The organism is Marinobacter sp. (assembly GCF_048266785.1).
Lineage (GTDB): Bacteria > Pseudomonadota > Gammaproteobacteria > Pseudomonadales > Oleiphilaceae > Marinobacter.
The window spans coordinates 24988-49256 of sequence record NZ_JBLWYX010000001.1 but is presented as its reverse complement, the minus strand read 5'-3'; the positions used below and the strand labels follow the sequence as shown (position 1 = coordinate 49256).

The following is a 24269-nucleotide window of genomic DNA, read 5'->3' as shown; positions in this document are numbered from 1 at the left end:
CCGCTCAGTCGTTGAAAAGAGTGTGGGCGAATCGCACGGGCAAGTCCTGGCTATGCCCGGAAGGGCGTGCGGTCACGTTGAACGTCATCAATTCGGCGGAAGAATACTGGTATTGGGCAATAAAGTAGACGGAATCGCCTTCTTGTATTCTGCGGAATGCCAGAAACTTTACCTGCTGAATGTCGTTTGAAACCTTACCTTCCACCTGTCCGGTAACTGGCTTGATAACGCCGCTTTCATCTTTATGCATGATGGCGATATTGACAATGCCAATCCCCTTGCTGCGTTGCAGATTATTGGCCTTCGCTACCTCGGGTGTCAGAAGGGTGCTGGAAAATACGCTCCAGTGCACCTCATAGTCCCCGAAGTCCTCGGATCCTGCATGGGCAGGAAGGCTGATAAGGGCAGTGAGCAAGGCCATTGCCACTAGTGTAAGAATGCCGTGCAAAGTTTTAGTTATCATTGCTTCTTCTCCCGGGTAATACGGTAAATCGCGATCTCTCCCAACAAATTGGGCCAGAAACGCGCTAACCAGTTGTTCTGGTGCTGACCGTCCACCACACGTCTGCTTTTGATTCGAATGCCCTTTTGGCGACACAGTGCTTCAAAATCCTTGAAGGTGCATAGTCGTATGTTGGGCGTGTTATACCATTTATACGGAAGCGCCTCGGATTCGGGCATACGACCACTGAGGGCCAGCCCCCAGCGCAGGCGCCAGTGGGCGAAGTTGGGGAAGGTGACTATGCCTTCATCGCCAAGGCGCAGCATTTCATCCAGTACCTTGTCTGGCCGTCGTACGGCCTGCAAGGCTTGTGTCATCAGCACAATATCAAAACTGTTGTCTTCAAAGTTGTCCAGCCCCTGGGTATCCAGATTCTGTTCAATCACCGAGACACCACGATTCATGCAGGTGGTTATATGGTCCGGATTGATCTCCAGGCCAAAGCCGCTGGCATTACGCTCCCGCTTCAGGAAGTCGAGCAGGGTGCCGTCGCCACAGCCAAGATCCAGTACGTGATGGCCGGGTTTTACCCATTGCTGGATAATTTCAAGATCCGCCCTCATGCGCCCACCTCCCTGGCAACACGGTCCATGTACGCGGTGAAGATGTCTGTGTAGCGCGGAGTTGGAATCAGAAACGCATCGTGGCCCCAGGGCGCATCGATCTCTGCGTAGCTGACTTTCCGGCGGGCTGCGATCATGGCGTTCACCATTTCCTCAGAACGGGCCGGTGTAAAGCGCCAGTCGGTGCTGAAAGACAGCACCAGAAACTCGCAGCTGGCTTTGGCCAAGGCTTTCGACAGGTCGCCGCCAAATTCATAAGAGGGGTCAAAGTAGTCCAGCGCTCGGGTCATCAACAGATAAGTATTGGCGTCGAACACTTCCGAGAAGCGCTCACCCTGATAACGGAGGTAGCTTTCCACCTGGAACTCGGCATCGTAACCAAATTTGTAGGCTTGGTCTCTCAGCTCGCGGCCAAACTTCTCGCCCATGGAGGCGTCTGAGAGATAGGTGATGTGCCCAACCATCCTGGCCAGCATAAGACCGCGACGGGGCAGGGTGTTGAAATCGTAGTACCGGCCGTCGTGAAATTCCCGGTCTGAGGTGATGGCCTGTCGTGCCACTTCGTTAAAGGCGATGTTCTGAGCGGTCAGGCGGGGGCTGGATGCAATGGCTACGGCATGCTTCAGGCGATCCGGGTAGTCCAGGCTCCACTGCAGCGCTTGCATTCCGCCCAGAGAGCCACCTACTACAGCAGCCCAGCAGTCGATTCCGAGGCGATCCGCGAGCAGTGCCTGGCTTTTTACCCAGTCACCAACGGTGATGACCGGGAAGTCCGGGCCATAAGGCTTTCCGGTGGCCGGATTGGTTGAGTTGGGGCCGGTACTGCCATGGCATCCACCCAGATTATTGAGGCTGACGACAAAAAAACGATTGGTATCGACGGGCTTGCCTGGCCCGATGCAGGTATCCCACCAGCCTGGTTTGCGATCATCTATGGAGTGATAGCCGGCGGCATGATGGTTTCCGCTCAGGGCATGGCATATGAGCACAGCGTTGCTGTGATCAGCGTTGAGTTCGCCATAAGTCTCCACAACCAGATCATAGCGCTCCAGTGCTTGTTCGCACGCCAGCTCTATGGGTGTTTCAAAATGGTATGTCTGTGGGGTGACTACCCCTACAGAATCCACAGGTATGGGATCAGACATCGGCGCGGAAGGTTCCTGGTTCGGTCCGTTAGTGACTGCTTTGCTGGTTGGGGCAAAAAACCTCTACCAGCAAAGCAGTTTAAAGGCGGGCCGTCATGGCTGCAACCGACAGGCTGTGTGGTGGTCAGGCGGGTGACTAGATGGCGCCCGAGATATTGACCACTTTTTGCTGAATCAGGGTGGGCGCGGGTTTGCGGATCTGGCGCTGCATGGCATCTGCCAATTCCAGTTGCCGGCGTAAGTCGCTGATGGTGTTGCCCAGCCGCTCACGCTCGAAACGACCGTCTCGATCACTTCTTACCATATCCCGGAGGCGCCGTATCTGATGCTCCAGTAATTGCTTCTGCTCCATGGAGTACTGCATGATCGGGAGCAGAGCTTCTGAAGGCCAACGCTCCACATCGCTGCGCACTCGGGAATGCAGGGTTCTGGCTTCGCTGACCATCACATTGAAAAAACGCTGCACCAGAACGGACTGCTCTGTAAGCAGGTTCTTTGGGTTGGCACGGAAACGCCGGGCTTTTTTGCGAAGTTCCCTCACCGCAATGACATGTCGTCCGGCACGCAACGGAATGGGTTCCAAGTGGCGGGCACGTGTATCCTCGTTGTACCGTCGATAGATGGAGCCTACCATTTTTTCCGCCAGACGCCCCTCACTGAGCAAATTGCTGAAGTCGCTCTCAAGTAGCTCAAAAAACTGGTCCATGGCGCTGTTCATGCCTGCTGTGGTCCAGCTTTTCGACATGCTTTTCCGGATTTTCTCGGCATGGGTCTCAAAGCGATCTTCGGCTACCAGGCTTTTCAGCATGTCACCCTGAGAACCCATCAACCTGCGGCTTGAGCGCAGTGTGATCAGTTTTTTATAGTAGAAGTCGTAGTCTTTCTGTGCACGATCGGCCAGCCGGGCGAGGGCGGCTTTATCCATGGTAGTACCGGAGCACGCCTGCGACTCTTCTTCGAGCGATTCGAGGCGGGTTTGCATCACCGCCTGGCTATTTTGCAGCATGCCCAGCAGGTCGTTGATCAGGCTTTGGGTGATGAGCTGTTCCTTGTGCATCAGAATACGCTGGATAATCAGTCGTTCCAGGTTGCCGATGTTGGAGCGGGTGAACAGATCGTTGTCTTTCCTGACCCTGGCGACCAAGCCTTGTTTGGCGGACAAGGGTATTACGTCTTGCTGCCTGATGCCCAGGTGGTCCGCGGTATACCCACGCACGCGCTCTATGGCTTCGTTGGTGTGCTTCTCGCCCTGCAGGTCGTCCCACAACACATCGATTTTGTTCAGTACGGCAAAGCGCCCAGCACGGTGATCGGCGTGTTTGGTATCTATGTACTCTTTCCAGATGGTCATGTCGCTGGCGGTAACGCCGGTATCTGCGCTGAGCACAAAAATAATGGCATGAGCGTTTGGCAGCATGCTGATGGTGAGCTCTGGTTCGGAGCCGAGGGCGTTAAGTCCCGGGGTGTCAAGAATACGCAGGCCGCGTTCGAACAGGGGGTGGCGAATACTGATCTGGGCATTGCGCCAGGCTGGAACCAGAACATTGCCCGGGTTGTTGCGGTCATGCTCGAGCATGCCTTCGTCGAAACCGAGCGCTCGCGCCTGATCCGGGGCAACGCTTTTAACTCGAGCTACTTCTCCAAGAATTTCGCGCATGATTTCAGGATCACGCTCATCCAGCCCGTGCTTTACCCAGCGTTCCGGTTCTTTGCGCAGCTGCTGCAACGAAAGATTGCCGGTGCGCGTCTCGATAGGGAGCAGCATCAGATAGTTTTCGTTGGCACCGCGGTCAAAAAACAGCTCGGTGGGGCACATGGTTGTGCGTCCGGCCTGGGAGGGCAGCATGCGTTGGCCAAACTCCGAGAAAAACAGCGCGTTTATCAGCTCCGTTTTGCCACGGGAGTACTCGCCAACAAATGCGATGGTGAGCTCGTCTTCAATCAACAGCTCAAGACCGTGCCGGATCCGCACGCTGATGTCGTCAGAGAACAGGTTGTTGTCCTGGAGCCATAACCGGTAGCGGCCAATCTGGCGGATCAGCTCTTTTTTCCAGTTGTGGTATGCCTCTACCTGTTGGGTCAGGTGTCCCTGGTGGTTCATCGGATTTTCCTTCTACACGACTTCTGGCATGCCCCGGACAGGTTCGCTGGGATCCACGTGGTGACAAATGGTGATGCGTGAGTTAATTAACTACGGTTAATACTAGCTTGTCCCCGGAGTTTTTGCGGCTGAGTGTTTGCAGGTGTGTGGCTGTTGTTGACATGATTTTAATAAAAAAGCCGCAAAATCAACGAAGTGAAAATGCGGCTTGCAGTTCAGGCTTTTTGTGGAGAACTGTTACAAATTGTTTGTTTGTGACGTGGTTTACAGTCCCAGGCCAATGGCCCCGAGGCCGACCGCGACTTTCATGTGGTCAATAACAACAGACAGCACGTTAAGGATCAGGAAAACAATAATGGGTGACAGGTCCAGTCCGCCCATGGATGGCATCAGTTTTCTCACTGGTCGCATGACAGGTTCCGTGATCTGGGCAACCAGCTGTATCGCTGGGTGACTGCTGCCTGGTGCAATCCAGCTAACGACAACAACAGCGATAACCGACCAGAAGTATATTTTGACGATCAGATCCAGAACGGCAACCGCGCCCCAAACCAAAAGTATGAGTGGGTTAAATGATGGAATACCGCCGCTGAGAGCGACAAGAATCAGGAAGAACGTGATCGCCTGAATAAGAACGGCAAGAACCAGAGCCGCGCCGTCAATTCCACCCCAGCCTGGAATGAACCGGCGCAAGGGCCTGAGCAGCGGGTTGGTTGCTTTTACCGCAAACTGGGAAATCGGGTTGTAGAAGTCTGCCCGGGCCAGTTGCAACAAAAAGCGCAGCAATATTATCGTCATGTAAAATGTGGACGCGATCAGCAGGATCGTAATCAGGATGTCTGCCAGCATGTAGCCATTTCTCCGTTATCAGTGACTGTTTTACGCTTTGCCTGCCAGTTCTTTGGCCATTTCTTCTGAACGTTTGTACGCAGCGTTATATGCTTTTTTCACCAGATTTCGCATGCCACCGCCTTCGAAGGTATTGACTGCCTGTTCTGTTGTTCCGCCCGGAGACATCACGTTTTTCTTCAGTTGGGCTGGGTCGTGCTCACTTTTGGCGGCCATTTCTGCCGCGCCTGCCATGGTCTGAATTGCAAGTTGCCGGGCAGTTTCGGGGTTCATCCCGGCGTCAGTTGCTGCCGCCTCCAGAGCCTCAAGCATCAGGAAGAAATAGGCAGGGCCGCTTCCGGAAAGCGCGGTTACGCCATGAAGCAGCGCTTCATCCTCAACCCACACCGCAATGCCGATACCTTCAAAAACCGATTGCACCATTTCTTTCTGGGCACTGGTGACGCTCTCGCTGGCGAATAGTCCAGCAGCTCCCTTGCCGACCAGGGAAGGGGTGTTGGGCATCACCCGCACAACCGGAAGACCGCCGCCAAGCCATTCGTCAAGCGTGTCGGCACCCAGTCCTGCGGCGATGGAGACCATCAGCGGCCGGGTATTCTGCGCGATAGGTGCTATATCGCGGCAAACGTCCGCCATTGCCTGGGGTTTCACCGCAAGCACAACCATGTCTGCCTGCTGTGCGCAGTATCGGTTGTCGGTTGTGACGCTGATTCCGAAACGTTTGCGAATGGATTGCAGGTGACCATCGTCCGGCGCACTGGCCCATATGCTGCTGGCTTTGAAGCCGCTGTCCAGCATGCCGCCAATAATGGCGCTGGCCATGTTACCGGCACCGATAAACGAAATAGTTGGTGATTTGCTCAAGGTTTGCTCCAACGGTTATTCGGTTATATATCCGATTGCGATAATAGCAGGTACCGGCCTGTTCAGCTCTTCGGTGGACGCTCACCAAAGACGGCTGTGCCAATACGAACCCAAGTGGCGCCTTCTGCAATCGCCATTTCGAGATCGCCGGACATCCCCATGGATAGGGTATCCAGTGGCCCTGCTTCCGGGTAGTCCCGTCGCAGCTCTTTCAGAATATTGGCAAGCTTGCGGAAGCTCTCTCGCAGGGCGGATTCGCCCTGCTCCGGGTCGGGGATTGCCATCAGCCCCCTGAGTTTGAGCCCCGGTAACTGGCTTATCTCGGAAATCAGCTCTGGCAGTTCATCTGGCTGACACCCGGATTTGCTCTGTTCATTGTTAATATTGACCTGAAGGCAAATATTCAATGGGGGTAGTCCTGTTTCCCTCTGTTCGCTCAGGCGTCGGGCCACTTTCAGGCGAGCTACGCTGTGCACCCAGGAAAAAGCCGAGGCAATTTGCCGGGTTTTATTGGACTGTATCGGGCCGATGAAATGCCAGTCGATTTCGGTCAGGTCGCGGAGTTCGGCAATTTTGTCCAGAGCCTCCTGAAGATAGTTTTCCCCGAACGCCAGTTGGCCGGCAGCCACCGCTTCTCTCAGCTCTTCTGTCGACCGGGTTTTGCTGACCGCCAACAGGCTCACAGAATCCGGCTTTCGACCCGCCTGCAATGTTGCTTTTTGTATGCGTCGGGTTACGCTCTCGAGGTTGTCTGCTATGCTGCTCATGGTATGAAATAGTCGCGTTTGGTCTGTCTGCTTTATGGCGATACGTTACTCGCAGGTCACTGAAATGCCAAGTGATCGCCAAGTAATAAGATCGGGTGGTGCCGAACAGACGCTACCTGTGTAAAAAGAAAAGCCTTCCGAGGACTTCAATGGATATTACTGAACTGCTTGCCTTCTCGGCGAAACAGGGTGCGTCTGACCTGCATCTTTCCGCCGGCCTGCCACCGATGATTCGTGTTGACGGTGATGTTCGCCGTATCAATCTTCCGCCCCTTGAGCACAAAGAAGTGCACGGGCTGATTTACGACATCATGAACGACAAGCAGCGCAAGGACTACGAGGAATTTCTGGAAACTGACTTTTCCTTTGAAGTGCCCGGTGTCGCCCGCTTTCGTGTTAACGCGTTCAATCAGAATCGCGGGGCTGGCGCTGTTTTCCGTACTATCCCCTCGAAAGTGCTGACTATGGAAGACCTGGGCATGGGCCAGGTCTTCAAGGATGTGTCCTCTGTACCGCGAGGGCTTGTGCTGGTCACCGGACCGACCGGTTCCGGTAAGTCCACCACACTGGCGGCAATGATTGATTACATCAACGATACGCGCTACGAGCACGTTCTTACCATAGAAGATCCGATTGAATTCGTGCACGACTCCAAGAAGTGTCTGGTTAACCAGCGTGAAGTGCACCGGGATACGCTGGGTTTTAACGAAGCCCTGCGCTCCGCGTTGCGGGAAGACCCCGATATCATTCTGGTAGGTGAGCTTCGAGACCTTGAAACTATCCGCCTTGCGCTTACTGCGGCGGAGACTGGTCACTTGGTGTTCGGCACCCTGCACACCACTTCAGCGGCAAAAACCATTGACCGGGTGGTGGATGTGTTTCCGGCAGAAGAAAAATCCATGGTGCGCTCCATGCTTTCGGAATCGCTGCAGGCCGTTGTTTCCCAGACGTTGATGAAGAAAATGGGCGGTGGTCGAATAGCTGCCCACGAAATCATGATTGGTACCGCCGCGATCCGTAACCTGATTCGCGAAGATAAAATTGCCCAGATGTACTCGTCCATCCAGACCGGTGCTTCGCTGGGCATGCAGACGCTGGATCAGTGTCTTGAGCGCTTGTTGCAGAAAGGGCTGATTTCCCGTGATGCTGCGCGGGCCAAGGCGAAAATGCCTGATAATTTTTAATATTTGAAGGTAATAAAGAACTCTGAGGGTAAGCCCGGCACAACCTGTCCGGTTTGCCCCGGGACCCAAGGCTGAGTTACAGGTAATCAAAAATGGAATTCGAAAAACTGCTTCGCCTGATGGTAGAAAAAGGGGGGTCAGACCTCTTTATCACGGCCGGTGTTCCGCCCAGCATGAAGGTGAACGGTAAAGTGCTGCCGGTCACTAAAAACGCGTTGACGCCGGAGCAGACGAGGGAGTTTGTGTACGGATCAATGAACGAAAAGCAGAAGGCCGAGTTTGACGAATCTCACGAGTGTAACTTTGCTATCAGCGCCCGTGGTATTGGTCGCTTCCGTGTGAGTGCATTCTTCCAGCGTAACCTGTGTGGCATGGTGCTGCGACGAATTGAAGTAAAAATTCCTCAGATCGACGAACTGTCGCTGCCAGAAATAGTTAAAGAGCTGGCCATGACCAAGCGTGGCCTGATCATGTTCGTCGGGGCGACAGGTACCGGCAAATCGACCTCGCTGGCCGCGATGCTTGGGCACCGCAACCGGAATAGCCGGGGACATATCATTTCCATCGAAGACCCTATCGAGTTCGTGCACCAGCACCAAGGCTGCATTGTGACGCAGCGGGAGGTGGGGATTGATACTGAGAGCTTTGAAGTGGCGTTAAAAAACACGCTGAGGCAGGCGCCGGATGTTATTCTCATTGGTGAGGTGCGTACCCGCCAGACCATGGAATACTCAGTCCAGTTTGCCGAGACGGGGCACCTTTGCCTTGCAACGCTGCACGCGAACAACGCTAACCAGGCGCTTGACCGGATTATCCAGTTTTTCCCGCCGGAACAGCACAACCAGATCTGGATGGATCTGTCCCTGAACCTCAGGGCCATCGTGGCACAGCAACTGATCCCGACGCCGGACGGAAAAGGCCGTAAGGCCGTTATTGAAGTTTTGATCAATACACCTCTGGTAGCGGATCTGATCCGAAAGGGTGAGGTGCATAAACTCAAGGGTTTGATGGCGAAGTCCAACGAATCCGGCATGCGGACGTTCGACCAGGCCCTCTATGAGCTTTATGCTGAAGGCTCTATAACCTACGAAGATGCACTGGCTCACGCCGACTCGGCTAACGACCTGCGGCTGATGATAAAGTTGGGTACGGACGCCCAAGGGGCGGACACGTTGTCGTCTTCTGTTGATAAGCTGACGATTCAGGATAACTGATAAGGCGTATGCCAGCGAAAGAGGCAAATGGTTAGGGTTTTAAACTGGTAGCTTTAGCATTTGAGGCGACTTGCTGCTGCTGCGTATACTCCGCTCAAACGATAAAGGAGATACCGCTGTCATGAAAACCACATTTCTTACCCGCGCTGTTCAGTTGGCCACGCTGGCCGCAATAGCTGCCCCGGCCAGCGTTCTCGCTGGTGGTTTTTCCCTGAATGAGAAAAGCGCCAGCGCCATGGGCGTTGCCAACGCTGGCACTGCAGCGAACCCGGAAAATGCGACCACCGTGTTTTTTAACCCGGCGGGTATGAGCCAGTTGAAAGGTACCAATATTTCCTTTGGTGCGGCGGTTGTTGATATCAAAGCTGAAGCCAAAAGTGGCAGTACTAGCGCGACCAACACGCTGGGCGGGCCGGTGCAGGGTACGACTGGAGGCAATATTGCTGACCCGGCAATATTGCCAAACTTCTTCATGACTCACGAAGTTAACGAATCTATCGACGTGGGTTTTGGTATTCATGCACCCTACGGGTTGGCTGCTGACTACGATGACGACTTTGTCGGCCGTTACTTCGCAGACAAAACCGAGTTGACAGTGATTGGTTTCACCCCGTCTATTTCTATCAACAATGGCAAAGGTCTGTCGATGGGCCTGGGCATGAACATCATGTACGCGGAAGGACGCCTGACAAGGTATCAGGACATTCGTGGGGCCTTATTTAAGCAAACTGGCGATCAAGCAGTGGCCGGCCAGTTGGCGAACGCCTACGAGGCGCAGTTCGGAGCACCTTACGCTGATATCAATGGCGATGATATCGCCGTTACCTTCCGTGTGGGTTTCTTGTATGAGCTGTCTGACAGCACCCAGTTTGGTCTGACTGCGCAAACAGGTACTGACTTTGAGTTGGAAGGGGATGTCAAAATCAGCAGTTTTCCAGTGCCCAGTGCCCAGTCACCAATTGGCTTGGCACCGACCACTCTGGAAGAAGATGCGCGTGTACCCCTGGCTATCCCTGAGAGCATTACTGTGGGAGTCCGACACCAGTTGACAGATTCTGTGACGCTTTTGGGCGGGGCCACATACGCACGCTGGAGCCGGTTCCAGGAGCTGGACGTGTTCAGTAGGGAAGGTGATGGCGGGCAGGTATCTTCAGCTTTAGGGCGCACGGGTGACGACAATCCAATTACCCACGTCACTGAAAAATGGAAAAACAATTGGCAGTTCAATGTCGGCACTATCTGGCAAGCCACACCGGCTTGGGCCTTTAAAGCAGGCTATGCCTGGGACGAATCACCTGTCGGTGAGTTCATCACAGCTCGTATTCCATCCTCAGACCGCCATTGGCTGACTTTGGGTACCCAGTGGAAAGACGCCAGCAGCGGTTGGACGGTTGATGCCTCTGTGGGTACTCTGCTGTTTACAGATGATCCAAAGATCGACGAGTTCAATTATTTGCATACCGCACCTACCCAGAAAGATCCAAATGCGGGCGCGTCTAACTACAAAGGCGAATACGAGTTGGACGCCTGGAGTGCTGCACTGCAAATCAGCAAAGCCTTCTAACGAATGACATCAAAAAGATAACGGCAGGCCGTCATCAGAAGTCTGCCAATGCCGCAAAACGCCCGCTTGAGGAAACACTCACCGGGCGTTGTTGTTTAGTGGGCCTGATCCCAGTTATCACCTACGCCAGCTTCTACCAGTAGCGGCACTGCCAACTTCGCGGCGCTGGACATGCGCATGATCAACCCTTCGCGGATCTCGTCTACGGCTTCTTCCTTCACTTCAAGAATCAGTTCGTCGTGCACCTGCATGGTCATTCGGGCGGTATCAGCATGCTCCGCAAGCAACCAGCGCTCTACTTCAAGCATCGCCAGTTTGATAATGTCGGCGGCGGTTCCCTGCATGGGGGCGTTGATAGCGGTGCGCTCAGCAGCCTGTTGCAGTTGCTTGTTGCGTGCGTTAATTTCAGGCAAGTAAAGGCGGCGGCCAAACAGCGTTTCAACGTATCCATCGTCGTGGGCCTGTTTGCGGATGTTGTCCATATACTGCAAGACACCCGGATAGCGTTCGAAATAGCGGTCGATGTATTGCTGGGCCACCTTGCGCGCTACATCGAGCTGGCGGGCCAGTCCGAACGCCGACATGCCGTAAATCAGGCCGAAGTTAATGGCTTTGGCACTGCGTCGCTGGTCACTGCTCACTTCATCCAGTGCTACTCCAAAGACTTCTGCCGCTGTTGCTTTGTGGATATCTTCACCCTTTTCAAAAGCTGTCAGCAGTCCTTTATCGCCAGACAAGTGCGCCATGATGCGCAACTCAATCTGTGAGTAATCCGCAGCGATCAGCTTGTGTCCTTTCTCTGCAATAAACGCCTGACGAATGCGCCGGCCCTGTTCGGTGCGGATGGGGATGTTTTGCAGGTTGGGTTCCGATGAAGACAGTCGCCCAGTGGCTGTAACGGCCTGGTGATAGGAAGTATGTACCCGACCTGTGCGGTGGTGAATCAGCTCTGGCAGCGTGTCTGTATAGGTGGACTTGAGCTTGCTCAGGCTGCGGTGCTCCAGAATCAGTCTGGGCAGTTCGTGCTCGTGGGCCAGTTCTTGCAATACAGGCTCTGCGGTAGAAGGCGCGCCCTTTGGGGTCTTCTTGATCACCGGGAGGCCCATTTTTTCGTAAAAAATAACCTGTAGCTGCTTGGGTGAGCCGAGGTTGAAATTTTCTCCTGCCACCTCGTGCGCTTCCTTTTCCAAGGCGGCCATTCGTTCTGCCAGCTCTTGGCTATGCTGGCGCAGGGTGCTGGCTTTGATCAGCGTGCCGCGCTGCTCCATGCGCGAGAGTACGGGTACCAGAGGCAGGTCTATATCTTCGTAAACCGATTGCAGCTTGCCAACCTCGGCCAACTGCGGACGTAAAACCTGATGCAGGCGCAGGGTTATATCTGCATCTTCTGCCGCATAAGGGCCGGCTTTCTCCAGGTCCAATTGATTAAAGGTGAGCTGTTTGGCGCCCTTGCCGGCAATGGATTCAAAGGTGATGGTTTCTTCACCCAGATAGTTCCGGGCCAGAGTGTCCATGTCGTGGCGAGACGACACCGAGTTCAGCACGTAGGACTCCACCATGGTATCTTCGGCAATGCCTTCCAGGCAGATGTCGTGGTTGGCTAGCACGTTCTTGTCGTACTTGAGGTTCTGCCCCACCTTTTTCTGTTGCGGGTCCTCAAGCAAAGGTTTTAGCTGAGCCAATACGCTCTCACGATCAAGCTGCTCTGGCGCTCCCATGTAATCGTGGCCAAAGGGCACGTAAGCCGCTTCGCCTGCCTCTATAGCGAACGATACGCCCACCACCTCGGCGTGCATATAGCGCAAGCTGGTGGTTTCAGTATCAAAGGCGAACAGATCGGATTTTCTGAGCCTTGCGACCCATTCGTCGAGTTCGCTCTGATCGGTGATGACGCTGTAGCGCTTTTCCTGAGGAGCTGACTGAGTGTCGTTGTTGATTTCTGTTGCCTGATTACTGCCGCCTTCTGCGGGTTCTGATGCTTTGGCTTCCAGTTCTGCAATCCAGCCGCGCAATTCATATTCCCGGAAAAGTTCCAGCAGATCTGCATCGTTCTGCTGTCGTTCTTCCAGGTCTTCCAGCCCAAAGTCCAGCTCCACATCCATTTTTATGGTGGCCAGTTCCCGGCTCAGGGGCAGGGTATCAATGGCTTCGCGCAGATATTCACCAATCTTGCCTTTGATTTCGTCGGCATGCTCGATCACGCTGCCAAGGTTGTCATAAGCCTGCAGCCATTTCACAGCCGTTTTTGGTCCGCACTTGTTGACGCCGGGAATGTTATCTACCTTGTCGCCTACTAAAGCCAGGTAATCAATAATCTGGTCGGGGCGGACGCCAAACTTCTCAACCACACCGTCCTTATCCATCCGGGTTTCGGTCATGGTGTTGATCAGCGTTACGTGGTCGCTGACCAATTGGGCCATATCCTTGTCGCCGGTTGAGACCACGACATCGATGCCTTTGCTGGTGGCTTCGTCGGCCAGAGTGCCAATTACATCGTCGGCTTCCACGCCCTCTACAATCAGCAGTGGTAGCCCCATGGCTCTTACCATCTGGTGAATGGGCTCAATCTGCACGGCCAGGTCGTCCGGCATGGGCGGCCGGTTGGCTTTATACTCTTGGTACAGATCGTGACGGAAGGTTTTGCCTTTGGCGTCAAACACGACAATCAGCTTTGAGCCGGGGAAGTCCTGCTCCAGGCGTCGGATCATCGCGATTACGCCTTTGATAGCACCGGTTGGATGGTTCTTGCTGGTGGTCAGTGGCGGAAGTGCATGATAAGCGCGGAATAAATAGGACGAACCGTCCACAAGCACCACAGGTGGGTTCTTTTGTTCAGTCATGTCAAAGCGGGTCCGGATTCTGATTGAAGCGTGGGTTGGCTTGTGCAACTCTGTACTTAATTCGATGAACAAAAGGGTATCACGAAAATGAAACGAATCGCCTCTTCCGCACTTCTGCTTGTTTTCGGCGTTGCGTCTGCGCTGGCACAGGAAAGCGGTTCTCTGGATGAGACCCTTGTAGAAACGCCCAGAGAGCCAGTTGTGATTTCTGACTATCAGCCATCCAGTGATGGTCCGCAGATCGTGATCCGGTCGGGTGATGGCGAGGTATTTTACGAGTATCGGGTGAACGGACAGCTCATGGAGATAAAGGTAGTGCCGGAAGTCGGTCGTGAGTACTACCTGGTGCCGGCTGATGGTGGTGGCTGGATCCGTGAAACTGATTCTGACATGCTGGTGCCGAGCTGGATTTTATTTCGCTGGTAAGCGTCCTTCATCGCACTATCCGCAGTGCCGTAGTGCCTTCGCGCCAATGCTGGCGTCGCAGACTTTGTTTTAAGAATGGGTTTGCAGCGCGGGAATAATACGCGGAGGCGGGTTGCAAAAACAGGAGGCACTATGCGGATTGAGCGGCTTGCGACAAGAGGATAATCCGTAAAATCACTTATATGCGGCGCATGCACGGCGCCTGTTTTAGTATGAACATTCTAATTTTTCCCCGTAACCTTGGTTTCAGAATCAAAGAAAGCGTTCACCTTAGAGCTAATCAAGCAGGGCTAAGCCTCCGCCAGAAGCGATAAGGGAAGGGTTTGAAAATACTTCAGTAAACCAAGGAGAAATGACATGGGTAAACTTAAAACTTATCAGGAACAGCTTCAGGAAATCGTAGACAAAGGCATCAATGCTGCTGAAGAGCAGCAGAAGAAGCTGGCGGCCAAGCCGTTTGACTACGCTGAAAAGCTGGAATCAGGAGCGCGTGAGTACAGTGTTAAAACTCTGCGCACTCGTTATAACGGCTACAGCGACAGCCTTTTCGGCCAGCTGCGCACTCTGAACAGCCGCTTTGGCAACTTTGCAGCCGACCTGGTCGCAAAGCTTGAGAAAGAAGCAGTTGAAGGCGCAGACGCAGTATCTGAAGCGGCAGACGATGTGTCCAAAGCAGCTCAAGATGCCAAGGAGTCGGTAGAAGCCAAGAAGCCAGCTGCGAAGAAGAAAACCGCAGCAAAGAAAGACGCTGCTTCAGCCTGAGTCAATGTGATGCAGTAATACCAGCACAGAACCTGTGCTGGTATGCGAAAAAGGCGCCAAGCTGAGTTTTGGCGCCTTTTTTCATTTTTAATGGTGGGGTGGTGCCGTCGCCGGTGGCAGCGGATTAATCCGAAGTGTCGTCTGGGTCCAGTTTCAGCGTGCGAGCTTCACCGGTAATCTTTTCGAGCCGTTTTACATCGGCCTCAAACGACTGTATCAGGGAGTCTGTTTCCTGAGTTTGCCAGGAAATTTCCCTCTCGATATCGCGGATCTGTGATTCAAGGCGGCGGATCTTGTCGAGAGTTGCGTCCGGTATTTTTTGTCCGGATCGCTCCATGTTCGCGGCGCGGCTTTGCTCGTTATCGAGCTGGCTTGAGATGACAGAGATGTTACCGCGCTTGAGCTGAATCAGGCCTCGCAGTTCATCCAGCTTGCGATGCATGGCTCTGATCGCTTGGTCGGGATGGCTAAAGCGCTTTAGTAGTTGGGCGTCTTTCTCGCGCTGAGCGGCAAGCTCTGCTTGGCGCTGTTTTTCTGCTTCGCGCGCGGTGATTTCATCTTCCGTTGGCGCCGGCGGGATGACTTCCACGACGCGACCGTTTGAATTGAGGATGTCGTAGCCGCGCTTTGTGGCTGGTTGTGGGATGGTGTTGCTGATTACGATCTGGCCTTCTTCATCCGTGTAGCGGTACATGCCAGCCTCTGCCAGGGTTGTCATGCCCAGCGACAGCATAAGGGCAGAGGCAGTAGCTGAAATTACGGTCGGGCGCTTGTGCATCAGTCAGACTCCGTAACGTTCCCGGTAGCTGGCTACCTTCGTGGCATGGCCAGAAAACACCGGATTGGTTTCAAGATAGTCCAGAACCTGTTCCAGGCGGATGATACTGATCACCGGGATGCTGAATTCGCTCTCTACTTCCTGTATAGCTGAGAGCTTGCTGTTGCCTCGCTCCTGCCTGTCCAGGGCGATGAGCACACCAGCTGGCTCCGCGCCCGACGCCCGGATGAGGTCGATGGATTCGCGTATGGCTGTGCCGGCGGTAATAACATCATCTACGATTAGTACTTTACCCTGCAACGGGGCACCCACAATATTACCGCCTTCGCCGTGATCTTTCTTTTCTTTACGGTTGAAGGCAAATGGCTTGCTGTTGCCCTCGCGAGCCAGTGCCATGGCAGTCACGGTTGCCAACGGAATGCCCTTATAGGCAGGCCCGAAAATGATGTCATAATCCAGACCGCTGCGGTCGATGGCTTCAGCATAGGCTTTGCTGAGCTGAAGCAGGTCGTCCCCGGTGTTGAATAGCCCGGCGTTGAAAAAGTAGGGGCTGGTGCGACCGGACTTGAGGGTGAAATCACCAAAACGAAGTACGTTACGGCGGATGGCGAATTCAATAAAATTTTGCTGATAGTCGTGCATGGCAAGGCTTCTGGCGGGTGTGGATCTTTTAATAACGCGTGAAAACGGTATCATACACACAAACCGAATCAGGGAACACGTATGCGGGTAGTATCAATCAGCGTCAATGGTCTTGCCCGGGCTGTTGATCAAGGTTTCTTCGACTGGCTGGCCGAGCAGGATGCAGACGTTGTCTGTGTTCAGGATCACCGTATGCGCGCCTATGAGATTGAAGATCTCAATCTCATTCCTGAGGGGTATGAGGCCTATTTCATCGATGGCGAAAACAATGAGGACGGCGGCGTGGGTATTTACACGCGGCATTTTCCCAAAGCCATCATGTACGGTTTCGCCAATGAGCAGGCGGATCGCGAAGGGCGCTTTATTCAAGCTGATTTTGACAAGGTTTCGGTTGCCTCTGTGCTGGCACCCTGCGCCTTGGGTCGTGAGGAAGAATTGATCAGCGAGGATGATCTGACAGTTCTCGACCATAAAGATGATTTTATGGACGCTTTTGGCTTGCACATGCAGAAAACTCTGCGTAAGCGTCGGCAGTTTATTTTTGGTGCGAACCTGCAGACCGCGCATCACGTGACTGATGCCAGTCCTCTATATCATAAGTTGGACTTTTCCGGTTTTCTGCCCCACGAGCGGGCCTGGTTGGATCGTTTGTTTGATGAGATGGGCTGCGTGGATGCGTTCCGCGATATCAACAAGCAGAGTAATCAGTTTACCTGGTGGCCGGAGCAAACTGAGGGGTCACGGAAGAATGCAGGTATTCGGGTGGATTACCAGTTGATGACGCCGGGTATTCGCAAGACTATCCAGGATGGCTGGATTGACAGCACGACCCGCTTTTCGGATCACGCTCCGGTGATTATGGATTACGATATAGAAATCGGCATCTGAGCTGGCCTTAGCTTTTGGGGGAAGTGTCGGCATTACTGCCGCGCCCCCAGACACGCTGCAAGTACATCCCTGTACGCTTGTTTCCGGCCATCCTTGGCCTCTAACAGTCTGCGAGCGCGGCAGTAATGCCGACACCCAGACTTTTGAGTTAGCTCTTTTAGCCTTCCAACGCTTCTTTCTGCAGTACGAATAACTTCTCAATGCCTTGCTTGGCCAGTGCCAGCATGTTGTCCAGTTCTTCCTGAACAAACGGCGCCGCTTCCGCAGTTCCCTGGATTTCGATGAAACCACCCTGGTCGGTCATGATCACGTTCATGTCAGTTTCGGCTTCGGAGTCTTCCGGGTAGTCCAGATCAACCACCGGTGTGCCTTTGTATATGCCAACGGAAACTGCAGCCACCATTTGCTTCAGCGGTGACTTTTTCAGGCGCTTGGTTGCAACCAGGTGGTTCAGTGCGTCGACCAGGGCCACGCAGCCGCCGGTGATGGCTGCTGTGCGGGTTCCGCCGTCGGCCTGGATAACGTCGCAGTCGATGGTGATGGTGTGCTCGCCCAGAGCTTCCATGTCGACGGCGGCGCGTAGTGAGCGGCCGATCAGGCGCTGGATTTCTACGGTGCGCCCGCCCTGTTTGCCACGGGCCGCTTCGCGGCCCATGCGGCTGCCGGTAGAGCGGGGCAACATGCCATATTCCGCGGTGATCCAGCCTTTGCCTTCGCCACGCAGGAAGGGCGGTACTTTGTTTTCCACGGAGGCGGTGCAGATGACTTTGGTGTCTCCGAACTCGACCAGCACAGAACCCTCAGCATGGCGGGTGTAGTTCCGGGTAAGGCGAATCTCTCTGGGCTGCTCGGGCGTTCTGCCGCTTGGGCGCATAGTGTTTCCTGATTTCTGAGGTAAGTGTCCGGGAGGTTGTCCCGGGCGGGTTTGGATTTGAAAGCCGAAAAGTATAACACGTTGGGCCTGGATTCCGGGGTGCTCGAGCAGGGTGTTGATGTTGTATAAATGGAGTTTTAGGTGGAGTTCGCCGCAGGTGATCCCTGCCTGTTAGACTCAGGGTTTATAATAAACGATTGCGACCAACTACGAAGCCGGAGCTGCCATGATTAGAAGTATGACTGCATTTGCCCGGAAGGATGCTCAGGACGGGCAGGGAACGCTGACCTGCGAGATTCGCACCGTCAATCATCGTTATCTGGAGCCATCTTTTCGGTTGCCGGAGGTGTTGCGCGAGCTTGAAAATCCTTTCCGGGAGGAGCTGCGAAAACAATTGAAACGGGGCAAGGTGGATGTGGCGATTCGTCTGCAGTCCACCGAAGCGGGTGTTCCAGGTTTTGAAATTAATGAAGACATAGCCCAGGCGGTCAATGATGCTGCAAATCACGTTAACCGTATGCTGGATAACCCGGCGCACATTAATGCGCTGGATATTTTGCGTTGGCCCGGAGTGCTTTCAGTACCGGAGCAGGATTACAGCCCGGTCAAAGAGGCTGCGCTGAACCTTTTTAAACAAACGGTTGAGGAACTGGCGGTTGTCCGTGAACGGGAAGGTGAGCGTTTGAGGCCTTTGTTTGAAGATCGCCTGACGGAAATGAAAGTGCTGGTTGCGACGGTTCGTGAGGGTATGCCCGGATTACTCAAAGCGCAGGAGACCCGCCTGCGTGAGCGTTTTCTGAAAGCCAAAGTAGAGCTTGATCCCGAACGCATTACTCAGGAAATGGTCATGTTGGCGCAGAAGAGCGATGTGGCCGAAGAGCTGGATCGGTTGGACGCGCATATCTGTGAAGTGACAGACACCCTCAAGCGTGATGAGGCCATTGGTCGCCGGCTCGATTTTCTGATGCAGGAGCTGAACCGGGAGGCCAATACCTTGAGCAGCAAGAGCATTGATGCGGGTGTAACGCGGGCAGCTGTCGATTTGAAAGTGTTGATTGAGCAGGTTCGGGAGCAGGTGCAGAACGTCGAGTGATTCAGCACTGACCGCTCAGGCCGGGCCGAGGCTGCGCAGTGCCTCCGGCAGTTCCAATTTCACCCGTTGTCGGCTCAGGGGACAGTCAAACTCAAGGCTTGTGGCCAGCAGTTGTAGCGGAACCCGCGCAGGTTTGCCGTACAGACGGTCGCCGACAATGGGGTGGCCTATGCTCTCTAAATGTTTGCGGATCTGGTGTTTTCGGCCTGTTTCGATGGTGACCTGCAGAAGACTGGTTCCGGTGGTTTCATCGGTGCTCAGCGTGGAGGCGCGACTGATGGCGGCTTTGCCGTCAATAGGCATGTCGAGCAGTTGATCTTGCACATCAATAATGCCGGTCACTCTGGCCAGGTAATGTTTAGTCATGGTGCGCCCGGCGAAGCACTGGGAGAGTGCACCAGCGGCTTTCGGGTCGTGGGCGATGAGCATGAGCCCGGCGGCATCGGCATCGAGCCGGTGGATAAGGAAGCAGGGGCGCTTTAGCTCAAGCTCGACACAGCGTAGCAGGCTGCAGTGGTCTCCCCATTGTGAGCCTTGAGCCAGTAAGCCGTGGGGTTTGAACCAGACGCTGTAGCGGCTCTTGTCTGCTATCAGGTTTGCCGCTTCGGGCTTTCGGTTCAGCACATTCTCGTCGTAGTAGAGCTGCAGCCGCGTGCCAACCTTCAGCTCCTTGGTGGCGCGCCGGAGCCGAACCTGTTTGCCTTTAAGTGTCCACCAGCATGCGCCCTTGTTCATGGCGTCTTTGATGCGCTGGCGCGAAAGCCCCGATGCCTGGCTCAGGGCTTCGCTAGCTGTTTCGGGTTGGTCGGTCGTAATGTCGAATTTTCTGCGCATTACTGACCAGCATCTCCGGGCTTGATGGCAAGTAGATCGGTTCTCAGGTGAGTGAGCACTTTTTCTGCGGTATTGCCGATGACTCTGGCTCTGAGGCCGGTTTTACCACTGGTGCCAATCACCACCATATCGGCTTTTATCTTGCTGGCAACGCTGGGGATAACCTTGTGTGCCGGGCCAACAGCCATGTGAATCTGGTTTCGGCTCAGGTTCCAGGTATTGCACAGGTGCGTGATGGCGGGCTCCAGCGCTTCCCTGCGTTTTTGCTCATGCTCGACCACATTGATGATCTCAAGATCTGCCAGCACCTCGGAAATGTGCAGGGCGTGCACCAGATGAATTTCTGTTTTGAAGGCTTTGGCCAGTGCGCTCGCCTGTTCGATGATCTTTGTGTTGAGCGCTTTTTTAACAGGTTTGGTGGAGCTCAGGTCTACCGCTGCCAGAACAGGGTGGGCGTGATTCCACTTCTGCTCTGCAACCAGCATAACTGGTACCGGGCATTCCCTGATCAGGTGCCAGTCTGTAGGCGTATAAAGCCATGTTTCTGAGCGGCTCCCGGTTTTGATCACTGCTCTGAATCGGTTCGGGTGGCAGTGCTCGATAATCCACCGATGTATGTTTTTTTCCCAAACTGTATGCGCGGTAAGTTGCAGGTCGCTGCAGTCAGCCAGTGCCAGCATTTGCTCAAGCCAGCGCTGGCGAAGCTCAATCAGGGTATCTTTGGCGCGTTGCTGCACCTTGGGGTCTGAGGGCAGGACGCCGAGATGTTCATGGGTGAAAGCTACGATTTCCAGGTGAGCGCCTGTCGCGCGTGCCAGATCGATTCCCCGGGCCAGAGCTTTCTGGTGCTTGTGGGCCGGATCCATGACAATCAGAAGTTTATCCATGCTGCCTTTCCGTCGTTTTTCTGAGCTTTAGTTTGGTTCTGCGGTGTTTAGCTGCCACATCCTCTGATGTTACCAGTTGTGGAGGCATCCGGGATGCGGTGTTTGGTCAAAGGTCGTATAATTAATGGTTTTCCGGGGCCTCGTTAATGGTGGCCAGATCAAGTTCAGGAGTTGTCGAGTCATGAGCCAGGCCGGTGAAACGGGTACGCTGTTTGTTATTTCTGCTCCATCCGGTGCTGGCAAGACCAGTCTCGTAGCAGAAATGTTGCATGCAGATCAAAAGCTGGGAGTGTCTGTGTCTCATACCACTCGCCCTATGCGTGAAGGCGAGAAGGACGGCATCAACTACCATTTTGTCAGTAGGGCTGACTTTGAGGCCATGATCGGCCGTGGGGACTTCCTGGAGCATGCTGATGTTTTCGGGAATTACTACGGCACGTCTCAGGTTTGGGTTCGGGAGATGCTGGCTCGTGGGCGTGACGTTATTCTGGAGATCGACTGGCAGGGCGCCGCGCAGGTGCGGCGCCTTGTTCCGGAATGCGTCAGTGTTTTCATTGTGCCACCTTCGGCTGAAGTCCTGCGGGATCGCCTTGTGGGTAGGGGTACTGATGCGCCAGAGGTGGTAGAGCGGCGCCTCACTGAAGCGCGGGAAGAGTGTCGTCACGCAGCGGAGTTTGATTACCTGGTGGTGAATGATGACTTCCACGATGCGCTGGGCGACTTGTTGGCGATTGTGCGCACTCAGCGTCTGCAGATAGTTGCCCAGCAGGCACGGCACAGGCACCTGCTCTCGACGCTTTCGGGAGGAGCCGACAGCACTGCCTGATACGGGCTTTTGCTGTATACAAAGTGTGCCGCTGGCAGTAAACTACGCGGTCTGCTAAATCAGTCATTTTTAATTTGTCGGGGAAGTTATGGCACGAGTTACCGTTGAAGATTGTCTGGAACACGTTGATAACCGCTTCCAGCTGGTCATGCTGGCTACCAAACGTTCCCGTCAGCTTGCCACCAAAGGTGCCGAGCCGATGGTTGCAGAAGAAAACGACAAGCCTACGGTAATCGCCTTGCGCGAAATTGCTGCAGGGTTGGTTAGCCGCGATCTGCTGAACGAAATCGAAGAAGATTAAGAAAGCATTGAAATCTGCCTCCGCAGTTTTATAGTGTATCTATAGATCGTTGCTGGAAGGATGGAGAAAAGACCCGAATGCATGCATTCGGGTTTTTTTGTTTGCGCTCCCGGTAACCGTGGGGAATTAATATTACGGAGGCGAAGTGTTGCTTGAGGCTACGGTAGAAGGGCTGGCGGGCGACCTCAGTACCTATCTGGATACCAATCGCGTCAATCAGGTGCGAAGGGCCTACTATTATGCCGAACAGGCCCACGAAGGCCAGATGCGCAAAAGCGGTGATCGTTACATCACCCACCCCCTTGCCGTTGCACATATTCTTGCCGGACTGAAGCTCGACCATCAGAGCCTTATGGCGGCCATGCTTCATGATGTTATAGAAGATACCGGCATTCCCAAGGATGCTCTTGCCGAGCAGTTTGGCGAGGACGTGGCAGAGCTTGTGGATGGCGTCAGCAAGTTGACCCAGATAGAGTTTCGCACCCGTGCCGAAGCTCAGGCAGAGAACTTCCAGAAAATGACTCTGGCCATGGCCAGAGATATACGGGTTATTCTGGTCAAACTGGCTGACCGCCTGCACAACATGCGCACCCTCGGGCCCATGCCCTACGAAAAGCGCCAGCGCATTGCTACAGAAACTCTCGATATATACGCCCCCATCGCCAACCGTCTTGGCATGCATGCTATTTCCACCGAGCTGGAAGATCTTGGCTTCGCATCGCTGCACCCGATGCGCTCCCGCTATATCTCCAAAGCTGTCGACAAACTGCGCGGCAGTCACCGTGAGATTATTGAAGATATTCGTGGCCGACTGCAGGAAAAGCTTGAAGAGCGGGGCCTTCCAGGGCGGATACTCGGGCGTGAAAAACATCTGAACAGCATCTATAACAAGATGAAGCTCAAGCAGAAATCGTTCTATGAAATCATGGACGTGTACGCCTTCCGTATCATTACCGATACCGAAGACGACTGCTACAGGATTCTGGGCGCTGTTCACAGCCTCTATAAGCCTATGCCCGGCAGGTTCAAAGACTACATTGCGATGCCCAAGGCCAATGGCTATCAGTCACTGCACACCACTCTGTTTGGTATGCATGTGAATATTGAAATCCAGATCCGCACTGAGGAAATGGAGCATATTGCCAACGATGGTATTGCTGCGCACTGGATGTACAAGAACGAGCCGACCAGCGCGACCAGCGTGAACCAGACGAGGGTAGACCGCTGGGTCAAAGGCCTCATGGAAATGCGGGAGCGGGCAGACGACTCTCTCGAGTTTATTGAACACGTAAAAGTGGACCTCTTCCCGGACGAAATCTATGTGTTTACCCCAAAGGGTAAAATCATGGAGCTGCCAAGAGGCGCAACCCCGGTAGATTTCGCTTATGCAATCCATACGGATATCGGCAATGCCACGGTGGCCTGTCGGATAAACCGGAATTTGGGCTCTCTGAGCAAGCCCCTGCAGAGCGGTCAGACCGTGGAAATCATTACGGCACCCGGTGCCAGACCTACGCCGGCATGGCTCAGTTTTGTGGTAACCGGAAAGGCTCGCAGCAGCATTCGCCACACTCTCAATAGCCAGAAACTGGCGGAATCGTTGGATCTGGGGCGGACCTTGCTGAAAAAGTCTCTCAATGGGTTTGGTGCCCGTTTGTCGGATATTGACGATGCCCAGAAACAAGCCGTTGTGACTCATAATCAGGTGAACAGCTTTGATGATCTGATCAGTGATATTGGCTTGGGCCACCGGATGGCCTACCTGGTCGCCCGCCAGCTGGTTACGGGTGCTGAAAGTGCCGAGTCCAGTGAGTCTGCGAAGAATATTCAAGGTGGAGATGATGCCCCTGTAACCATCCAGGGAACCGAGGGCATGCTGGTGCACTTTGCCACCTGCTGCAAACCGATCCCGGGGGATCCGGTCGTCGGGGTGATGGGTTCTGGCAATGGCATGGTCATCCATTCAGACACCTGCTCTCGCCTGCCGGAAGATAATGAGGGTCGGTCCCGCCTGACCAATCTTACCTGGGCCAAGGATATTACCGATGAGTTCTCCGTGGAGCTGCGCGTTGAACTGGAGCGCCAGCGCGGCGTAATTGCAGAAATTGCCAACGCAGTCGCTATGGCAGATGGCAATATTGAGCGTATTAATGTAGACGAGCAGGACGCCCGTTTCGGCGTGGTCAGCCTGATCGTCAAGGTTCACGGTCGCAAGCACCTGGCTCGCGTAATGCGCCGGGTTCGCAACGTCAAGGCCGTCACCTCGATAAACCGGGTGAAATACTGAGCCCGGAGAAGGTGTGTGGTTGACAGTTCCTGTGCCGAAGGGCGACGATTAGTGTTTTAGACGAGAGGAAGTTCAACG

Annotated in this window: 23 protein-coding genes; 10 read left to right on the top strand and 13 right to left on the bottom strand. The window is 54.2% G+C overall.

Going from position 1 to position 24269, the window contains the following annotated elements:
* Positions 1–4: 4 nt before the first annotated feature.
* From ACN0V1_RS00245 to ACN0V1_RS00215, 7 genes are all read right to left on the bottom strand, one after another.
* Positions 5–463: a DUF4426 domain-containing protein gene (locus tag ACN0V1_RS00245; RefSeq protein ID WP_291947568.1), complete on the bottom strand. Its 459-nt coding sequence runs from the start codon at positions 461–463 to the stop codon at positions 5–7.
* The gene (gene metW / locus ACN0V1_RS00240; protein ID WP_417543066.1) at positions 460–1065 is read right to left on the bottom strand and encodes a methionine biosynthesis protein MetW; all 606 of its coding nucleotides are present in this window, start codon (positions 1063–1065) and stop codon (positions 460–462) included. Before metW ends, ACN0V1_RS00245 begins: the two co-directional genes overlap by 4 nt.
* Positions 1062–2210, bottom strand: coding sequence for a homoserine O-succinyltransferase MetX (gene metX, locus ACN0V1_RS00235; RefSeq protein ID WP_417543065.1), 1149 nt, complete (start codon positions 2208–2210; stop codon positions 1062–1064). The genes metW and metX overlap by 4 nt, the downstream gene beginning before the upstream one ends.
* 136 nt (positions 2211–2346) lie before the next feature.
* A complete protein-coding gene (locus tag ACN0V1_RS00230; RefSeq protein WP_417543064.1) occupies positions 2347–4311 on the bottom strand; it encodes a dynamin family protein in 1965 nt (654 codons plus the stop codon).
* Between the two features lie 264 nt (positions 4312–4575).
* A complete protein-coding gene (locus tag ACN0V1_RS00225) occupies positions 4576–5160 on the bottom strand; it encodes a YggT family protein (protein ID WP_291947575.1) in 585 nt (194 codons plus the stop codon).
* A gap of 30 nt (positions 5161–5190) precedes the next feature.
* On the bottom strand, positions 5191–6024 hold the full coding sequence (gene proC / locus ACN0V1_RS00220; protein ID WP_417543063.1) for a pyrroline-5-carboxylate reductase: 834 nt from the start codon (positions 6022–6024) through the stop codon (positions 5191–5193).
* 62 nt (positions 6025–6086) lie between these two features.
* A complete protein-coding gene (locus ACN0V1_RS00215; protein WP_417543062.1) occupies positions 6087–6791 on the bottom strand; it encodes a YggS family pyridoxal phosphate-dependent enzyme in 705 nt (234 codons plus the stop codon).
* Between the two features lie 149 nt (positions 6792–6940).
* Here ACN0V1_RS00215 and ACN0V1_RS00210 point away from each other — a divergent pair, with 149 nt between their 5' ends.
* The 3 genes from ACN0V1_RS00210 to ACN0V1_RS00200 all read left to right on the top strand — a co-directional run bounded on the left by ACN0V1_RS00210 (position 6941) and on the right by ACN0V1_RS00200 (position 10753).
* The gene (locus ACN0V1_RS00210; protein WP_339781048.1) at positions 6941–7975 is read left to right on the top strand and encodes a type IV pilus twitching motility protein PilT; all 1035 of its coding nucleotides are present in this window, start codon (positions 6941–6943) and stop codon (positions 7973–7975) included.
* A 92-nt stretch (positions 7976–8067) separates the two neighbouring features.
* The gene (locus ACN0V1_RS00205) at positions 8068–9189 is read left to right on the top strand and encodes a PilT/PilU family type 4a pilus ATPase (protein WP_417543061.1); all 1122 of its coding nucleotides are present in this window, start codon (positions 8068–8070) and stop codon (positions 9187–9189) included.
* A 121-nt stretch (positions 9190–9310) separates the two neighbouring features.
* Positions 9311–10753, top strand: coding sequence for an OmpP1/FadL family transporter (locus tag ACN0V1_RS00200; RefSeq protein WP_417543060.1), 1443 nt, complete (start codon positions 9311–9313; stop codon positions 10751–10753).
* A 95-nt stretch (positions 10754–10848) separates the two neighbouring features.
* Here the strand turns inward: ACN0V1_RS00200 and polA are convergent, their stop codons facing one another.
* Positions 10849–13593: a DNA polymerase I gene (polA, locus tag ACN0V1_RS00195; protein WP_417543059.1), complete on the bottom strand. Its 2745-nt coding sequence runs from the start codon at positions 13591–13593 to the stop codon at positions 10849–10851.
* A gap of 87 nt (positions 13594–13680) precedes the next feature.
* On the opposite strand from polA, the gene ACN0V1_RS00190 reads away from it, so the two are divergent.
* Together ACN0V1_RS00190 and ACN0V1_RS00185 are read left to right on the top strand one after the other, a co-directional pair.
* Complete coding sequence (locus tag ACN0V1_RS00190; RefSeq protein ID WP_417543058.1) at positions 13681–14019, top strand: DUF2782 domain-containing protein; 339 nt, start codon at positions 13681–13683, stop codon at positions 14017–14019.
* A 357-nt stretch (positions 14020–14376) separates the two neighbouring features.
* Positions 14377–14781: a hypothetical protein gene (locus ACN0V1_RS00185; RefSeq protein ID WP_417543057.1), complete on the top strand. Its 405-nt coding sequence runs from the start codon at positions 14377–14379 to the stop codon at positions 14779–14781.
* A gap of 124 nt (positions 14782–14905) precedes the next feature.
* On the opposite strand, the gene ACN0V1_RS00180 is transcribed toward ACN0V1_RS00185, so the two are convergent.
* Both ACN0V1_RS00180 and pyrE read right to left on the bottom strand, forming a co-directional pair.
* Entirely contained in the window at positions 14906–15559 is a 654-nt protein-coding gene (locus ACN0V1_RS00180; RefSeq protein WP_417543056.1) for a DUF4124 domain-containing protein, read from the bottom strand.
* A gap of 3 nt (positions 15560–15562) precedes the next feature.
* A complete protein-coding gene (gene pyrE, locus ACN0V1_RS00175) occupies positions 15563–16201 on the bottom strand; it encodes an orotate phosphoribosyltransferase (RefSeq protein ID WP_417543055.1) in 639 nt (212 codons plus the stop codon).
* An 81-nt stretch (positions 16202–16282) separates the two neighbouring features.
* Here pyrE and ACN0V1_RS00170 point away from each other — a divergent pair, with 81 nt between their 5' ends.
* Positions 16283–17089, top strand: a complete 807-nt coding sequence (locus tag ACN0V1_RS00170; RefSeq protein ID WP_417543054.1) for an exodeoxyribonuclease III — start codon at positions 16283–16285, stop codon at positions 17087–17089.
* A 157-nt stretch (positions 17090–17246) separates the two neighbouring features.
* Here the strand turns inward: ACN0V1_RS00170 and rph are convergent, their stop codons facing one another.
* On the bottom strand, positions 17247–17963 hold the full coding sequence (gene rph / locus ACN0V1_RS00165) for a ribonuclease PH (protein WP_417543053.1): 717 nt from the start codon (positions 17961–17963) through the stop codon (positions 17247–17249).
* A gap of 226 nt (positions 17964–18189) precedes the next feature.
* On the opposite strand from rph, the gene ACN0V1_RS00160 reads away from it, so the two are divergent.
* Complete coding sequence (locus tag ACN0V1_RS00160; RefSeq protein WP_417543052.1) at positions 18190–19056, top strand: YicC/YloC family endoribonuclease; 867 nt, start codon at positions 18190–18192, stop codon at positions 19054–19056.
* Between the two features lie 15 nt (positions 19057–19071).
* On the opposite strand, the gene ACN0V1_RS00155 is transcribed toward ACN0V1_RS00160, so the two are convergent.
* Together ACN0V1_RS00155 and ACN0V1_RS00150 are read right to left on the bottom strand one after the other, a co-directional pair.
* Positions 19072–19890: an RluA family pseudouridine synthase gene (locus ACN0V1_RS00155; RefSeq protein ID WP_417543051.1), complete on the bottom strand. Its 819-nt coding sequence runs from the start codon at positions 19888–19890 to the stop codon at positions 19072–19074.
* On the bottom strand, positions 19890–20777 hold the full coding sequence (locus ACN0V1_RS00150; RefSeq protein WP_417543050.1) for a universal stress protein: 888 nt from the start codon (positions 20775–20777) through the stop codon (positions 19890–19892). Before ACN0V1_RS00150 ends, ACN0V1_RS00155 begins: the two co-directional genes overlap by 1 nt.
* A gap of 181 nt (positions 20778–20958) precedes the next feature.
* Here ACN0V1_RS00150 and gmk point away from each other — a divergent pair, with 181 nt between their 5' ends.
* The 3 genes from gmk (at position 20959) to ACN0V1_RS00135 (ending at position 24191) form a co-directional block, all read left to right on the top strand.
* A complete protein-coding gene (gene gmk / locus ACN0V1_RS00145; protein WP_417543049.1) occupies positions 20959–21603 on the top strand; it encodes a guanylate kinase in 645 nt (214 codons plus the stop codon).
* Between the two features lie 88 nt (positions 21604–21691).
* Complete coding sequence (gene rpoZ / locus ACN0V1_RS00140) at positions 21692–21904, top strand: DNA-directed RNA polymerase subunit omega (RefSeq protein ID WP_096783603.1); 213 nt, start codon at positions 21692–21694, stop codon at positions 21902–21904.
* A 145-nt stretch (positions 21905–22049) separates the two neighbouring features.
* Positions 22050–24191, top strand: a complete 2142-nt coding sequence (locus ACN0V1_RS00135) for a RelA/SpoT family protein (protein ID WP_417543048.1) — start codon at positions 22050–22052, stop codon at positions 24189–24191.
* Positions 24192–24269 lie beyond the last annotated feature (78 nt).

Coding starts and splice junctions, on each gene's coding strand:
- ACN0V1_RS00190 (WP_417543058.1), top strand. CDS start 13,681: ATGAAACGAATCGCCTCTTCCGCACTTCTGCTTGTTTTCGGCGTTGCG.
- ACN0V1_RS00160 (WP_417543052.1), top strand. CDS start 18,190: ATGATTAGAAGTATGACTGCATTTGCCCGGAAGGATGCTCAGGACGGG.
- polA (WP_417543059.1), bottom strand. CDS start 13,593: ATGACTGAACAAAAGAACCCACCTGTGGTGCTTGTGGACGGTTCGTCC.
- ACN0V1_RS00200 (WP_417543060.1), top strand. CDS start 9,311: ATGAAAACCACATTTCTTACCCGCGCTGTTCAGTTGGCCACGCTGGCC.
- ACN0V1_RS00215 (WP_417543062.1), bottom strand. CDS start 6,791: ATGAGCAGCATAGCAGACAACCTCGAGAGCGTAACCCGACGCATACAA.
- ACN0V1_RS00230 (WP_417543064.1), bottom strand. CDS start 4,311: ATGAACCACCAGGGACACCTGACCCAACAGGTAGAGGCATACCACAAC.
- gmk (WP_417543049.1), top strand. CDS start 20,959: ATGAGCCAGGCCGGTGAAACGGGTACGCTGTTTGTTATTTCTGCTCCA.
- metW (WP_417543066.1), bottom strand. CDS start 1,065: ATGAGGGCGGATCTTGAAATTATCCAGCAATGGGTAAAACCCGGCCAT.
- ACN0V1_RS00150 (WP_417543050.1), bottom strand. CDS start 20,777: ATGGATAAACTTCTGATTGTCATGGATCCGGCCCACAAGCACCAGAAA.
- ACN0V1_RS00155 (WP_417543051.1), bottom strand. CDS start 19,890: ATGCGCAGAAAATTCGACATTACGACCGACCAACCCGAAACAGCTAGC.
- pyrE (WP_417543055.1), bottom strand. CDS start 16,201: ATGCACGACTATCAGCAAAATTTTATTGAATTCGCCATCCGCCGTAAC.
- ACN0V1_RS00225 (WP_291947575.1), bottom strand. CDS start 5,160: ATGCTGGCAGACATCCTGATTACGATCCTGCTGATCGCGTCCACATTT.
- rph (WP_417543053.1), bottom strand. CDS start 17,963: ATGCGCCCAAGCGGCAGAACGCCCGAGCAGCCCAGAGAGATTCGCCTT.
- ACN0V1_RS00205 (WP_417543061.1), top strand. CDS start 8,068: ATGGAATTCGAAAAACTGCTTCGCCTGATGGTAGAAAAAGGGGGGTCA.
- metX (WP_417543065.1), bottom strand. CDS start 2,210: ATGTCTGATCCCATACCTGTGGATTCTGTAGGGGTAGTCACCCCACAG.
- ACN0V1_RS00245 (WP_291947568.1), bottom strand. CDS start 463: ATGATAACTAAAACTTTGCACGGCATTCTTACACTAGTGGCAATGGCC.
- rpoZ (WP_096783603.1), top strand. CDS start 21,692: ATGGCACGAGTTACCGTTGAAGATTGTCTGGAACACGTTGATAACCGC.
- ACN0V1_RS00180 (WP_417543056.1), bottom strand. CDS start 15,559: ATGCACAAGCGCCCGACCGTAATTTCAGCTACTGCCTCTGCCCTTATG.
- ACN0V1_RS00210 (WP_339781048.1), top strand. CDS start 6,941: ATGGATATTACTGAACTGCTTGCCTTCTCGGCGAAACAGGGTGCGTCT.
- ACN0V1_RS00185 (WP_417543057.1), top strand. CDS start 14,377: ATGGGTAAACTTAAAACTTATCAGGAACAGCTTCAGGAAATCGTAGAC.
- ACN0V1_RS00170 (WP_417543054.1), top strand. CDS start 16,283: ATGCGGGTAGTATCAATCAGCGTCAATGGTCTTGCCCGGGCTGTTGAT.